At 31.2% G+C, this 14,390-nt stretch carries 12 protein-coding genes and 1 riboswitch; of the genes, 8 read left to right on the top strand and 4 right to left on the bottom strand.

Going from position 1 to position 14,390, the window contains the following annotated elements; all coding sequences use genetic code 11:
- On the bottom strand, positions 1-2,931 hold a 2,931-nt coding region (locus PNO30_RS08165), incomplete at its 3' end, for an NEAT domain-containing protein (RefSeq protein WP_271987956.1).
- A gap of 243 nt (positions 2,932-3,174) precedes the next feature.
- The gene (locus PNO30_RS08160) at positions 3,175-4,812 is read right to left on the bottom strand and encodes a hypothetical protein (RefSeq protein WP_271987954.1); all 1,638 of its coding nucleotides are present in this window, start codon (positions 4,810-4,812) and stop codon (positions 3,175-3,177) included.
- A gap of 328 nt (positions 4,813-5,140) precedes the next feature.
- A riboswitch (TPP riboswitch) is annotated at positions 5,141-5,238 on the top strand.
- Between the two features lie 140 nt (positions 5,239-5,378).
- Between PNO30_RS08160 and tenA the strand changes: the two genes are divergently transcribed.
- The 6 genes from tenA to PNO30_RS08130 all read left to right on the top strand — a co-directional run bounded on the left by tenA (position 5,379) and on the right by PNO30_RS08130 (position 10,548).
- Positions 5,379-6,059 carry a thiaminase II gene (tenA, locus tag PNO30_RS08155; protein ID WP_271987952.1) on the top strand — a complete coding sequence of 227 codons (681 nt, stop codon included), beginning with the start codon at positions 5,379-5,381 and terminating at the stop codon, positions 6,057-6,059.
- A gap of 3 nt (positions 6,060-6,062) precedes the next feature.
- A complete protein-coding gene (thiD, locus tag PNO30_RS08150; protein WP_271964539.1) occupies positions 6,063-6,860 on the top strand; it encodes a bifunctional hydroxymethylpyrimidine kinase/phosphomethylpyrimidine kinase in 798 nt (265 codons plus the stop codon).
- A gap of 2 nt (positions 6,861-6,862) precedes the next feature.
- Entirely contained in the window at positions 6,863-7,645 is a 783-nt protein-coding gene (thiM, locus tag PNO30_RS08145) for a hydroxyethylthiazole kinase (protein WP_271987950.1), read from the top strand.
- A gap of 1 nt (position 7,646) precedes the next feature.
- Entirely contained in the window at positions 7,647-8,279 is a 633-nt protein-coding gene (gene thiE / locus PNO30_RS08140; protein WP_271987948.1) for a thiamine phosphate synthase, read from the top strand.
- A 183-nt stretch (positions 8,280-8,462) separates the two neighbouring features.
- Positions 8,463-9,227: an alpha/beta fold hydrolase gene (locus tag PNO30_RS08135; protein WP_271987945.1), complete on the top strand. Its 765-nt coding sequence runs from the start codon at positions 8,463-8,465 to the stop codon at positions 9,225-9,227.
- A gap of 463 nt (positions 9,228-9,690) precedes the next feature.
- Positions 9,691-10,548: a MetQ/NlpA family ABC transporter substrate-binding protein gene (locus PNO30_RS08130; protein ID WP_003146719.1), complete on the top strand. Its 858-nt coding sequence runs from the start codon at positions 9,691-9,693 to the stop codon at positions 10,546-10,548.
- Between the two features lie 129 nt (positions 10,549-10,677).
- Here PNO30_RS08130 and PNO30_RS08125 read toward each other — a convergent pair whose 3' ends face one another.
- Positions 10,678-12,039 carry an Nramp family divalent metal transporter gene (locus tag PNO30_RS08125; protein WP_271987943.1) on the bottom strand — a complete coding sequence of 454 codons (1,362 nt, stop codon included), beginning with the start codon at positions 12,037-12,039 and terminating at the stop codon, positions 10,678-10,680.
- Positions 12,040-12,408: 369 nt separating this feature from the next.
- Between PNO30_RS08125 and PNO30_RS08120 the strand changes: the two genes are divergently transcribed.
- Positions 12,409-13,128 carry a prepilin peptidase gene (locus PNO30_RS08120; protein ID WP_003146717.1) on the top strand — a complete coding sequence of 240 codons (720 nt, stop codon included), beginning with the start codon at positions 12,409-12,411 and terminating at the stop codon, positions 13,126-13,128.
- Positions 13,122-13,895, top strand: a complete 774-nt coding sequence (gene radC, locus PNO30_RS08115; protein ID WP_204641390.1) for a RadC family protein — start codon at positions 13,122-13,124, stop codon at positions 13,893-13,895. Before PNO30_RS08120 ends, radC begins: the two co-directional genes overlap by 7 nt.
- Positions 13,896-14,240: 345 nt before the next feature.
- Here the strand turns inward: radC and PNO30_RS08110 are convergent, their stop codons facing one another.
- Complete coding sequence (locus PNO30_RS08110) at positions 14,241-14,345, bottom strand: putative holin-like toxin (RefSeq protein WP_081450717.1); 105 nt, start codon at positions 14,343-14,345, stop codon at positions 14,241-14,243.
- Positions 14,346-14,390: the final 45 nt, after the last annotated feature.

The following is a 14,390-nucleotide window of genomic DNA, read 5'->3' as shown; positions in this document are numbered from 1 at the left end:
TTTTTCTTTTTCAAGTTTTTCTTTTTCAGCTTGAGCTTTAGCAGCAGCTTCTTTGTCTAATCTTTCTTTTTCAAGACGATCAGCTTCAGCTTTTTCTCTTTCTAATTTTTCTTTTTCAGCTTGAGCTTTAGCAGCAGCAGCTTCTTTATCTAATCTTTCTTTTTCAAGACGATCAGCTTCAGCTTTTTCTCTTTCAAGTCTTTCTTTTTCAGCTTGAGCTTTAGTAGTCTCATCATTGTGTAATGAAGTTACTTGATTAGCTGTTAATGGAGTAGCAGCATCCCAGTTAAATTTAAGCGTTGCTGCAACATTTGAATGTCCTCTTAAAGGTTTTCCATCTACTAATACAGAGAATGTAATAGTTTTTTCTGTTAGTTTGTCTGGACTTGTGAAGTGGAATACTTTTTCATGTCCTTCACCACCAAGGTCAGTTCTTTCAGCGGCAGTATTACCAACTGATAAAGTATCTACAGTTCCTATTTGAGCTCCAAAACGTAAGTCTTTGAATGTTAGATAGTAATGATAAGCATCATTTACTTTCTCTACACGAGTTTTTTCAGGTACTAATGCATCGTTTGCCATTGAAGGTTTATTAGCAATATGAGCATTATTAATTTTGGCTGGCACTAGATTATTAGCAGCTTCTTCTTTAGCTTTTTCTACAGTAGAGAAGTCTAAAGCTATTGTACTTTCAGCAGCACGTTCTTCAAATCTAGGTTTAGCTCCACCTTTAGTTTGGACGCTAATTACAGTATCAACTTGGATTTTATCTAGAAGAGAATCAGTTAAGATCTTACCTTCTTTTAGTTTAGTTGCTGCATCAACTTCAGTAAAGTTAACTTCATTTCCTTTATATGTAAGTTTAGAAACTGTAAATGGTTTATTACGTAGTAAGTAAGTAGAAGATTTTCCTTCTTTAACTTGAATAGTATATTGGTATTTATCTCCAACTTTTTCTACTTTTACATCTTTAACGAACGCATCTTCGTAGATTGAACTTGAATTAGTTGTTCTACCATTTAATTCACCTTTAAGAGTAGCAGGGAATGTAGTAGGAACTTTATCAGCGTCAACTTCGTGATCAGGTACTGAAGGTTTGGCTGGTGTAACTTCTTTAGGTTTTTCCACTTTAGGGAAATCTAATGATATTGTACTCTCAGCAGATCTTTCTTCATATCTAGGTTTAGCTCCACCTTTTGTTTGAACATTGAATACAGTATCTACTTGGATTTTGTCTAGAAGAGAATCAGTTAAGATTTTACCTTCTTTTAGTTTAGTAGCTGCATCAACTTCAGTAAAGTTAACTTCATTTCCTTTGTATGTAAGTTTAGAAACTGTGAAAGGTTTATTACGTAATAAGAAGTTAGTAGATTTTCCTTCTTTAACTTGGATAGTATATTGATATTTATCTCCAACTTTTTCTACTTTTACATCTTTAACAAATGAGTTTTCATAGATTGAAGCAGTACCAGTTGTTCTACCATTTAATTCAGCTTTTACTGTAGTAGGGAAAGTATTAGGAACTTTATCAGCATCAACAGTATGATCAGCAGCTGTTGGTGTAGCTGGTTTAGGTTCTTCTTTTGGTTTTGTTGGTGTAGGTTTAACCGGTTTAGGTTTAGCAGGTGCAACTACATCTTCCAATTTTACAGGTCGTTCTTTATAGTCAGTAGCTGTTTCATAGTATAATTTTAATGTAACGAAGTGTGACATTAAAGCACCGTTAGGATAAGGAGCAGTACCATCTAATTGAATTTTTTCTAGCAGTTTATCAGTAGTGATTGATCCTTCTTTTACTGAAGAGTTACCGTTTGATGCTAAAGTAGTTAATGGAATATCTTTACCTTGGTATGCTACTTTGTGTAATTCGAATGGGTAGAATTCTCCACCTACATCCGCAAGACCTTTTTTGAATCTTAGAGTATATTTATATTTGTCTCCAACTTTTTCAACTTTAACATAACTATCTAATGCAGAACCGTATAACGATTCTTCATCATTGTTGTTAGCATTTCTTAAATGTCCTTGAACGTGAATAGGGAAGTCTTTTTTAATAGTTCCTTTGTATTCAACGTCTTTGTTAGGATTTTCATAAGTTGCAGCTTCATAGTTGTCAGCTGTTACTTTTTTTCTAGCTAAAGATGATAAATCAAATTTTAAAGTCATTTTTTGAGTTCCGAAAGCTGGATTAATTGAAGCCATAACAGGAACAAACACTTCAGTATATGTTTCTAGTTTATTATTTGAATCGATTTTATTTTTATCTACATGGTAATTAACAGTTTTAGGGTAAACAGTACGATTAGGGAATTTTTTCTTATAAGCCTCAATGAAGTTGTCAGTCTCATTAGTACCATAATTTTCAACTATAGTTGAGTCTTTAAACTCATGATCTTTAATTTCTTTACGATTTGCGTGAGTCTTATCTCCATCATAGTATTTTAAGTCTCCTAAGTAACCTGTAAATCCACCAAATGTGATAGGTTTAAATGAAACATTTACAGAGTATTCTCCATTTTTTACAATTAATTTTGTTTTTTCATTGTCGATTGCAGCTGCGGCCATAGAAGGGTTACCTTCTTCATGGAATTTTAAGGCTTCAGCAGTAATCTTATATTCTCCATCTTTTAAAGCTTTAACATCTTGAGCTACAGTAGCTGGTTCTTCAGCTTTAGGTGTTACAGGTGCAGGTGTTGCTGTAGCTGGAGTAGTAGCAGGTGCTGTAGTAGAGCTTGCAGCTGGAGTAGCTGGTGTTCCAGTAGGTTTTACAGTGTTTGATGAATTCGTAGCAGGAGCCGTTGTAGCGTTTGTTACTACAGGTGTCTCATCTGCAGCGAATGCAAAATTGTCTTGATCATATGCTTCAATTGCTGCAACAGCAGAAAAGATAGCAGTTGCTGACAAAACTTTTAATAATGTTGTATTTTTCATATTAGGAATTTTCTCCTTTATTTTATATATTATTAGATATTAAATCATTATTTAGATATTAAATCGTTATCACTATTATAATACAAAAGCACTAAAAAATAAAGAAAAAAATGATAATTAGTATCATTTAACGTCAAAAATAGACGTTTTTTTCTTTAAAGATTCAAAGATAAGTCACAATTCTGACACAATTTAAAAAGAAATGAGCTTGGAGAAATTCCAAACTCATTTTGATAATGATTATTATTTATTAACTTTTCTACGTAATACAAAAGCAGTAAGTAATGTAATTAATCCGAAGAAACCTGTAGTTGCCGCTGTTGTACCAGTGTTTGCTAATGATTTTTTAATATCTAAAGTGTTTTTAGTATTTTCTTTATTGCTTACTGGAGTAGCTACAAAAGTATCTTTAACCTCAGATTGACCAAATATATCGTTAATAAGTGGTTTAGGAGTAGAAGTAGTTTCTTTTTTATCTTGTGAATCTTTTACATCTGTAGAATCTTTAAAGTCAGCATTTTCTTTGTTTTTGTTAGTGAATTCTTCTTTAGAATTATAAGGAACTTTAGCATTTGAAGGAACTTCACCTACAGATCCTTTTTGACTTCTAATATATTCTTCTAAATCAAATTCAGGTTTATCTAAGATTGCTGCTTCGCCTTTAGCAGTAATAGGACCTTGGTGATTTTTAATATATCCTTCTAAGTCAAACTCAGTTACTTTTAGTATTGCCGCTTCACCTTTAGCAGTAACGATTGGTTTTTCTTTCTCAAGGCGTTCTTTTTCAGCTTTTTCTTTAGCTAGTCTTTCAGCTTCAATACGTTCTTTTTCGGCTTTTTCTTTAGCTAGTCTTTCAGCTTCGATACGTTCTTTTTCAGCTTTTTCTTTAGCTAGTCTTTCTCTTTCGATACGTTCTTTTTCAGCTTTTTCTTTAGCTAGTCTTTCAGCTTCAATACGTTCTTTTTCAGCTTTTTCTTTAGCTAATCTTTCTCTTTCAATACGTTCTTTTTCAGCTTTTTCTTTAGCCAGTCTTTCAGCTTCAATACGTTCTTTTTCAGTTTTTTCTTTAGCTAGTCTTTCTCTTTCGATACGTTCTTTTTCAGCCTTTTCTTTAGCTAATCTTTCAGCTTCAATACGTTCTTTTTCAGCTTTTTCTTTAGCTAGTTTTTCTGTATCTACTTTAGGTACAGTTATAGTTTTTGTAGCTAAAGAACTTAGATCGTAATTTAGAATCATACGTTGAGTACCTGCCCCTGGGAATATAGACTCCATAACCGGTACGAATACTTGAGTGAATGTTTCTAGTTTATTGTTAGCATCGATTTTATTTTTATCTACATTATAAGATAAAGTTTTAGGATAAACTGTACGTCCAGGGAATTTTTTTTTGAAAGTATCTATAGATGCATCTTTTTCATTTTCTGAATAATTTTCAACGATAGTTGTATCTTTAAATTCACTATCTTTTATTTCTGAACGATTAGCATGAGTTTTATCACCGTCATAATATTTTAAATCTCCTAAATATCCCTTAAAGCCTATTTTTTCAATTGGTTTAAAAGAGACATTAACAGAGTATTGTCCATTTTTAACGACTAGCTTTGTTTTTTCAGTATCTAATCCAGCAGCAGCCATTGATTCTTTATCTTCTTGCGAGAAGTTCAGAGCTTTTACATCGCCTACTTTTTTTAATTCGTATGTACCATCTGGTAAGTTCTTAACGTCTTGTGGTACTGTTTTTGTTTCTACATCGCTTTGAGTATTATTAGCAGTTGCTGTAACTTCTGTAGCGAATGCATTATGGTCATAGGATTCTATAGCTGCGATTGCAGTGAAAATTGCAGAAGCAGAAAGAACTTTTAATAATGTTGTATTTTTCATAATTATAGAAATTTCTCCTTAAAAATTATATTTTGTGATTGTGAAAATTATTATTACTATTATAATACAAAGAGGTTAATTAATAAAGAAAAAAGTGATAACTAATTTCATTTACAACCTAAAATAGTCGAATTTTACAATAAAACTTCATTATTCGTTCACACTTTCGCCATAAAAATAAAGATGTTAAGTTTGAGATATAAAAAGATATTATTATAAAATATTTTGATTTAGAATGCGAAATAATGCAAATAGAGTATTGTAAGCCCTTAAACCAATTTATTGACATTTGTAATTTTATGTGTTACGATTTAAAAAGTTAATGAAATATAACCACTGGGGGAGCCTTTTGGCTGAGATAACATAGTTAGACCCTTTGACCTGATCTAGATAATACTAGCGGAGGAAATGTGAAATGATATGAAATAGGTTTATTTTTTAAAAGAGTAAAATATACTATAAGTACATAAATTTACATAAATCTCCTGCGTTAGTAGGGGATTTTTTCTTTTCCTAAAGTGGTGATATTTTATACTAAATATATATAATACTAGGGGGATATACCTATGAAACTTATTACTGAAATTATGGAAGAGAAGGCATTGCCGATTGTTGACAAGATATATAATGATGGCTTTATTCAAGGTTTGATTCGTGCTGATTTATCTAAGGAAGCTGTGGAACATTATTTAAAAGCTGATGCTCTATATTTAGAAAATTTCAGCGACATCTATGCAATGCTTTTAGCGAAAAGTAATGATAAAGTTGAGAAAAACTTTTTCTTAGATCAAATTAATTTTGTATTGAATGAAGAAATTGCTGCACATAAAAATTTAGCAGATTATGTAGGGAGAGACTATCAAGAAATAATAAAAGGTGGAGAGTGGTATCCATCTGCAGATCATTATATAAAACATATGTATTATAATGTATTTGCTTTTGGTATGGCAGAAGCGTTAAGTGCTATGGCACCATGTCCATGGATTTATCAAATGGTTGCAAGAAAAATTTTAGCTAATCATAATTTAGCTGAAGATCATCCATTAAAATTCTGGGTAGAGTTTTATGCTGATGGTTTAGTTGACGAAGTACTTTCTGAGTATCATAAAATAATTAATCGTGAAGCAGAATTTATGAGTGAGGAAGGAAAACAACGATTAATTAAAAACTTTTTAGAAAGTTGTGAACATGAACGACGCTTCTTTAATATGGCTTATACGCAAGAAAATTGGGGATTTGAGGTGTAGGATATGAGTAAACTTAATATTGCTTTAACTATTGCAGGAACGGATCCAACTGGTGGGGCTGGAATTATGGCTGACCTGAAAAGTTTCCAGGCTCGTGAAGTGTATGGGATGGCTGTAGTTACTAGTGTTGTTGCACAAAACACTCTAGGTGTTCAAATGATTAGAAACCTAGACTTAGAAATACTAGAAGCTCAATTAAAAAGTGTCTTTGATGATATAACACCTAATAGTATAAAAACTGGAATGATTGCAAATGCTGACATGATGAAGCTGATTAAGAAGTATTTACCAAAAGATGTTCCTTATGTTGTTGATCCAGTAATGGTTGCGACAAGTGGGGATAAATTGATAGATGATGTTGCTAGAAAACATTTAAAAGAAGAGATACTACCACTAGCCACTATTATTACACCGAATGTACCTGAAGCAGAAGAAATAGTCGATTTTAAAATAGTAACTGAAGATGATGTTAATCGTGCAGGGAAGTTTATTATCGATGAAGTTGGATGTAAGTCTGTAGTTATAAAAGGTGGACATTTAACAGGTGAAGCGAAAGATTATTTATTCTTAAATGATGGAACTAAGAAAGTATGGACTAGTGAAAGATTTAAAACTAATCATACACATGGAACAGGATGTACATTTTCAGCTGTTATTACCGCTGAATTAGCAAAGGGAAAAAGTATAGTTGAAGCTGTAGATATCGGGAAAAAATTTATTACCGCAGCGATAAAATATACACCAGAGATAGGCCATGGAAATGGACCTGTGAATCATATAGCATTTAAAGGGGATTTATAAATATGACAAGTTTAAAATTATTAAAAGAGAAAGCACCATTAGTGATCTGCATTACTAATGATGTAGTAAAAAATTTCACAGCAAATGGATTAGTAGCACTGGGAGCATCACCAGCGATGAGTGAATATCCAAAAGATTTAGAAGATTTATTAAAATATGCTGGAGGATTATTAATAAATATAGGTACATTAACTGATGAAACTTGGAAATTATACCAAGAAGCATTGAAAATTGCTGAGAAGTATAATGTTCCTGCAGTATTAGACCCTGTAGCATGTGGAGCCGGAGCATATAGAAAAAAAGTATCAGATGATTTAATAAACAATTACAAACTAGCAGCTATAAGAGGAAATGCTGGAGAGATTGCTTCTTTAGTTGGAATAAATGTAGCTTCTAAGGGAGTAGACAGTGCAGGGGTAGATAATATTGATGAAATTGCCTTAGCAGCAAATGAGAAATTTAATATTCCTATAATAGTGACTGGAGAAGTTGATGCTATTGCTGTTAACGGTGAGGTAGTAACTATCCATAACGGAAGTGCAATGATGCCGAAAGTTATTGGAACAGGGTGCTTATTAGGAGCAGTATTAGCGAGCTTTATAGGACTAGAAAAAGGACAAGAATTGAAATCATTAGAAACAGCAATGTTAGCATATAATATTGCCGGGGAAATGGCAGAAAAGCGTCCTAATGGACATCTACCAGGAACATTTAAAGTTGAATTTATTAATACGTTATATGAAGTTACTGATAAAGATATAGAAACATTTAAAAAGGTGAAATAAGATGTTTAATAAAGAACTATTAAAATTATATTTTATTTGTGGAACGACTACTTGCTTAGGTAAGGATTTATATACAGTTGTTGAAGATGCTTTAAAAGGTGGTATAACTTTATTTCAATTTCGAGAAAAAGGTAAAGGTGCTTTAGAAGGTAAAGAAAAACTGGAATTAGCAGTAAAAATCCAGGATTTATGTAAAAAATACAATGTACCGTTTATCGTAAATGATGATATAGAGTTGGCATTAGAAATTGATGCTGATGGGGTTCATGTAGGACAAGATGACCTTGGTGTTGATGAAATTAGAAAATTGATGCCAAATAAAATAATCGGTCTTTCTATAGGAAATGAAGAAGAACTTAAACAATCAAAAGTTGAATATGTAGATTATGTTGGTGTAGGACCTGTATATGTCACACAATCAAAAGATGATGCAGGTGGTGCAATAGGATATGAAGGACTAGAATTAATGAGAAAATTATTGCCTCAGATGCCATTAGTAGCAATCGGTGGTATTCAGACACAACATATTAAAGATGTTATGAAAACAAATGTCGATGGTGTATCTATTATTTCAGCAATTTCATATTCAGATAATATTGAAAAAACAGTTCGTGAAATGAACGAACAATTTTAAAATTAGCCCTCCAAAGGAAAATCATCGCTTGATACTTTTTAAGTGATGGTACTAAGAGTAGAAGAAAAAATTTTTACCGGTTTTTTATTCTGCTCTTTTTACATTATCAATTGATAAATAAATTGATAAGTTATATAATTAGTGTGAAAAAAAGAATACTAAATATTGATAGGAGGAATTTTTATGACGAATATAGTATTGATACATGGTACATGGTGTGATGGAACTGTGTGGGGAGAATTCGCAGATGACCTGCAAAAATTAGGTTTAAATGTATATACTCCAACATTAAGATATCATGATTTACCTTATGAAGAAGTCGAAAAAAAGGTAGCAGATGTTAGTTTAGATGAATTTGCTGATGATATTGTAGATCTAATAGAAACGCTAGATGAAGCTCCGATTGTATTGGGGCACTCGTTAGGAGGGCTTCTTGCACAGAAAGTTGCTATGAAGACAAAGACTAAGGGGCTTATTTTAATGGGGACTGCACCAGCGGCAGGAATTTTCGCTTTTTACCCAAGTATGGTAATTTGTTTCTATAAACATTTTCTACGTTGGGGGTTCTGGAAAAAATCTATGCCACCTTATAAACATGCCTTCTATGATTATTGTATGAATAATCAAGATGAAGCGGATAAGGAAAGAGAATTTTCTAAATTAGTTCCAGAATCTGGATTTACGTACTTCCAAATGGCATTACCTTTTTTAGATAAGCAAAAAGGTGCATATATTGATTTTGAAATAGTAACTGAGCCTGTATTAGTAATAACTGGAAGTGAAGATAAAATGGTACATCCAAATATAGCAAAAGCAACAGCAAAAAAATATAAAGACGCTACATTAACAATATTACAAGGTTCAGATCATATGTATGAAGCTCCGAAATTTAGAGACAAAACTGTAGAAGCAATAGAGAAATGGTTGAAAACTAATAACCTTAATTAAAAATTGTTTATTATGTAAATGAAAAAGTAAATATTCATGAATTTTCAAAAAACTTTTTTAAAAAAAGTGTTGACATTTTTAGTTCTGAATGATAACATAGAGTCAAGTTAAAAATTACCAATATTCAAATAAGTACTTTATAGGAACTTTTACAGAGAGTGTGGATGGGTGAAAGCACACAATGCAGAGGATAGAGGAAAATGGTTTGAATGGTAAAAAAAGTGAGTTTTAAAACACAAGCTTTTTTCGTAGGCGTTACGTTACAAACGCACACTATCTCGGATATATTCTAGATGCATAGACGATGTAGTGGTAAAGTTCGTAGTTTACGAAAAAGTAAGGTGGTACCGTGAAATTAGTTTTCGCCCTTATTCTCTTAGGAGAGTAAGGGTGATTTTTTTTACATAAAATTCACAAAACCTAAATATTAATAATAAAAAAATCAAAAGGAGAAAATTATATAATGAAGAAATTATTATTTTTAGTAACAAGTTTTATACTTGGAATCGTATTAATTGGATGCTCAAGCGCATCAAAAACTGAGAAAAAAGGTATCGATGTTGATAAACTAGATCCTAGTAAACCTGTAACAGTAAAAGTTGGAGCTACTAACGTACCTCACGCTGTATTATTAGAGCACGTTGCTCCTCAACTTGAAAAAGAAGGAATCAAATTAGACATCGTTACATACCAAGACTACTACGTACCAAACAAAACGTTAAACGATAAAGATATCGATATTAACTACTTCCAACACGTACCATTCTTAAAAAATGCTATTAAAGAAAATGGATACAAAATTGAAGATGCTGGTGCAATTCACTTAGAGCCAATCGGATTATACTCTAAAAAAGTTAAAAACGTTAAAGACCTTAAAGAAGGTGCTAAAGTATTAGTAAGTAACAACAAATCTGAATGGGGACGCGTAATTAAATTACTAGCTTCTGAAGGATTAGTAAAAGTTAAAGATGGTGTAGATCCAGTAACAGCTACTTTTGATGATATCGCTGAAAACCCTAAAAAATTACAATTTAGCTACGAAAATGATCCAGCATTAATGGTTAAATTCTACCAAAATGGTGAAGGTGACCTAGTTTCAATCAACGCTAACTTTGCTGTTGACGCAGGATTAAATGCAGCAACTGAACCAGTTTTAGTAGAAAAAGCTACAGATGATAACCCATATGCTAACATCGTCGTTGTTCGTGAAGGTGATAAAGACAAACTTGTTGTTAAAAAACTTGTTGCAGCTTTAAAATCTGAAGATACTCAAAAATTCATTAAAGAAAAATGGAATGGAGCAGTATTACCTGTTAAATAATTTCATTAAATAAATAAAAAAGCAGTTCGTAAGAGCTGTTTTTTTGTTTATTTAAAGTAAAGAAAGTGTGAATTTAATCTATATAATGGAAAATAAAAAAACGGACTGACAAAAATCAGTCCGATTAGTTTATATGAATGTTGATATTATCAACCAGAAATTTAAGATTATTAATATTACTGTACAGATCCATGCAAGAATCTTCATCCATGGTTTAATAACAAATTCTCCCATAAGTTTTTTATTTGATGTATAAAGTGTTAGTGGGATAATTGATATTGGAAGAGCAATACTTAAGAATACTTGTGTATAAATTAGTAAGCTTTCTATTGCTTGTTCGCTATCTCCGAAAATTATTAAACAGATAACAACAGGTAATACTGCAATTACACGTGTTAACATTCTTCTAAGCCACATAGGAAGCCTTAAATGGATGAAACCTTCCATAACTATTTGCCCTGATAATGTACCAGTAATAGTAGAATTTTGTCCAGATGCTAAAAGAGCAACTGCGAATAATATACTAAGAAGTGGCGAAGCAATAGATCCAACAATATTACTATCTTGTAAAGCATTGTATAAATCTGTAAAACGTCCAAGGCTGTCACCATGACCATGGAATAATGCTGCCCCAAGAACTAATAGTAGACAGTTTACTACGAATGCAATAGTAAGTTGAATATTAGAATCTATTGTAGAAAATCGAATTGCTTCTCTTTTAACTTTATTATCTTTTCTATCGTATCGTCTTGCTTGAACAATAGAAGAATGTAGGTATAAATTATGTGGCATAACTGTTGCACCTACGATACCAAGGGCGATAAATAATGCGCCTTTATTACTAATTACTTCTTTGTTTGGAATAAATCCTTTAATTAATTCTCCGGTATTAGGATTAGATAATAAAACTTCATAGAAGAATATTATAAGAATTGTAAAAATAAGTGCAGCCACAATTGCCTCAATTTTTCTAAATCCAAAATGCGCTAATAATAATAGTAAAAATACATCGAAGATAGTTATTATAACTCCTAATAGTAATGGAATACCGAATAACAATTTTAAAGCTACGGCACTTCCGATAATTTCTGCAATATCAGTAGCCATAATAGCTAGTTCGGTAATAATCCAAAGGACAACACCTAGTTTCTTACCAGTATGTTTTCTAGTTGCTTGAGCTAGGTCCATACCTGTTACAATCCCTAATCTTACAGACATTGATTGAAGTAACATCGCGATAAGATTCGATATAAGTATCACGAATAGTAAACTATATGCATATTGAGCCCCACCAGCGATAGAGGTAATCCAGTTACCAGGATCCATGTAACCAACAGCTACTAAAGCTCCAGGCCCACTATATGCTAGAACCTTTTTTAAAAAACTACCCTCTTTAGGAACATCAACTGTGTTATTTATTTCTTGAAGAGAGAGCTGATTTGCTGCTTCTAACTCTTCTTGACTCTTTCTTAAAAAATTTTTAAAAATCATTTAATCACCTTCTCTAAAAATAATAGTGTAGAATAAGAATATAAAACTACTTTCCTTAAGGCAGAAATCTTGCCTTCGGAAAACTATAAACAATATTATACTACAAAAATGAAAAAATGTAAATTCTTTTGAAAATAGATATCATCATGATATTAGTTTATTATTAGTATAAGATGAAAAAAGTTTAAAATATATTGAAAATAATTTGAATAGAAATAAAATCCTATTGTAATATAAGTTAATTCTTTGTATAGGAAAAATGAGAAAATATTATTAGGTGATTATATATACAACAATGATAAATGTAGTTCTGTATATATAATTGTGATAGAATATAATTGAAGGGTTATACAGTAGGGGGAGATACTTATGGAAAGTTATATTTTTATTATCATATTAAGTCTAATTTTTGCTAGTGCCATTAAGTGTTTAGTAGATAGTGAGAATAAGAGAGAGTTCCTATTTAGACGAAGTTGTTGTTCTAGTTGTCAGAAAGAATTAAGGGGTATGGACTTAATTCCCATTTTTAGCTATTTATATAAAAAAGGACGATGTAGTTACTGTAATCAAAAAATTCCATTAGATGTATTTTTATACGAAATTTTTACTTTTATTACTATAGTATTATTTATTATTTTCCAAAATCATTTTGTTTTTATTAGTTATCTTGAAGTTAGTATATTTATTATTCTCATTTTTTTAGGAATAGAAGATATAAAATCATTTGAAGTTAATGATGAGTTGTTTTATCTTCTAATTATATTAAATTTTTCTTCTATATATATACACTATTATTTATTCAATTTTTTAGATTTTATTTATCTTATTATTATCTTTCATATACTATATATTTTTACAAGAGGTGGTTTAGGTTATGGCGATATAAAAGTTTTTTGTGTATTAGCTTTAAATTTAAACTTATTTGAAGGAGTGTATTTGTTAATTTTCACATTTTTATATGCAGGATTCTTCGCCATTTGGTTAATTATTTTGAAAAAAGTTAAAAGAAAAACGAAACTACCACTAGTACCATTCATAGCGCTTAGTTATTTAACAATAATATTAATAAGGGAGGGATTATTATGGTAGCATATACTATTAAAGAGTTTAATGAGGAAGATCGTCCGAGGGAGAAATTTAAAAAATTAGGGGCTTTAGCTCTCAGTGATAAAGAGATTCTAGCAATATTATTAAGAACAGGGACAAAAAATCAAAATGTAATTGAGCTTTCCGACATGATTCTAAAAGATATGGGTGGTATTACGAAGTTAAGAGATACAACTTTAACAGAACTTATGAAACATAAGGGGATAGGTCAGGAAAAGGCGATACATATTCTTGCTAACATAGAATTTGCAAGAAGAATATATGCGACGAATGTCCTAGATGTGAAGTGTGATAGCCCACAGTCAATAGCCAATTATCTAAAATCATCTTTAGAGAATTTAACACAAGAAGTCTTCGTAGTATTAGATATTGATACGAAAGGTAAAATAATCGAAAAAAGAGAAGTATTCAAAGGTAGCTTATCTATGTCGGTGGTGCATCCAAGGGAAGTATTTAAACTAGCGATAAAAAATAGTGCTTCAAGCATTGTCTGTGTGCATAATCACCCAAGTGGAGATGCAACACCTTCTATAGAAGATATTAAAACGACGATAAATCTAATGGAAGTTGGTGAAATAGTTGGTATAGAAATGCTAGATCATATCGTAGTGGCTAAAAAAGGATATGTTAGTATTAGAAAAGTATTGAATTATCTAGCAGTTGAAAATATAGATTATAAATACGAAGATGTTACAGGTGAACAATTAAAATATATACTGAGAAAATATAAGGTTGTAGGGGAGTATTAAAGAAGTAAAAGGTCTAAAACGAAATATAAAAAATTGATTTTCTAGTAGAAATATAGTAGTATAAAGGAAGGTGATTCACTACCTATATTTCAAATGTGAACGTTAAGCTAGGAATTTTTCCTAGCTTTTTTGTATGGAATATTTTTAATGGGTGAAAAATTCTAGAATAAGGGTATTTGATATGCAAACAATTTGAAAAATTATAGAAAGATCAATATTTCAAAATTTTTGCTTTTCTACTTCATCTATGTTAAAATATAGTCATAAAAGAGAGAGCCGTTTTAAAGACGGTGGCTCTAGTTTAGGTATTTTATAACCATCTAGCCTGCCAAAGCATAAAGATGGTTATTTTTTATTGTCTTTTTTTAATGCTACAATACATGCACTAACTACTGAAACAATCAATAGATTTATTCCAATAATCGTCTGTACAATTTCGTAAGCTGACAACTTGCTACTCCTTTCGTCAAGATTTTAGTGTATGCGAGCATAGCA

The organism is Gemella haemolysans (genome assembly GCF_028308085.1).
Taxonomy (GTDB): Bacteria; Bacillota; Bacilli; order Staphylococcales; family Gemellaceae; genus Gemella; species Gemella haemolysans_D.
This window is presented reverse-complemented; position numbering and strand designations above follow the sequence as displayed.

Bases quoted from the DNA above. Each gene is read 5' to 3' on its own strand.
- PNO30_RS08160 (WP_271987954.1), bottom strand. From the start codon at position 4,812: ATGAAAAATACAACATTATTAAAAGTTCTTTCTGCTTCTGCAATTTTC.
- tenA (WP_271987952.1), top strand. From the start codon at position 5,379: ATGAAACTTATTACTGAAATTATGGAAGAGAAGGCATTGCCGATTGTT.
- thiD (WP_271964539.1), top strand. From the start codon at position 6,063: ATGAGTAAACTTAATATTGCTTTAACTATTGCAGGAACGGATCCAACT.
- thiM (WP_271987950.1), top strand. From the start codon at position 6,863: ATGACAAGTTTAAAATTATTAAAAGAGAAAGCACCATTAGTGATCTGC.
- thiE (WP_271987948.1), top strand. From the start codon at position 7,647: ATGTTTAATAAAGAACTATTAAAATTATATTTTATTTGTGGAACGACT.
- PNO30_RS08135 (WP_271987945.1), top strand. From the start codon at position 8,463: ATGACGAATATAGTATTGATACATGGTACATGGTGTGATGGAACTGTG.
- PNO30_RS08130 (WP_003146719.1), top strand. From the start codon at position 9,691: ATGAAGAAATTATTATTTTTAGTAACAAGTTTTATACTTGGAATCGTA.
- PNO30_RS08125 (WP_271987943.1), bottom strand. From the start codon at position 12,039: ATGATTTTTAAAAATTTTTTAAGAAAGAGTCAAGAAGAGTTAGAAGCA.
- PNO30_RS08120 (WP_003146717.1), top strand. From the start codon at position 12,409: ATGGAAAGTTATATTTTTATTATCATATTAAGTCTAATTTTTGCTAGT.
- radC (WP_204641390.1), top strand. From the start codon at position 13,122: ATGGTAGCATATACTATTAAAGAGTTTAATGAGGAAGATCGTCCGAGG.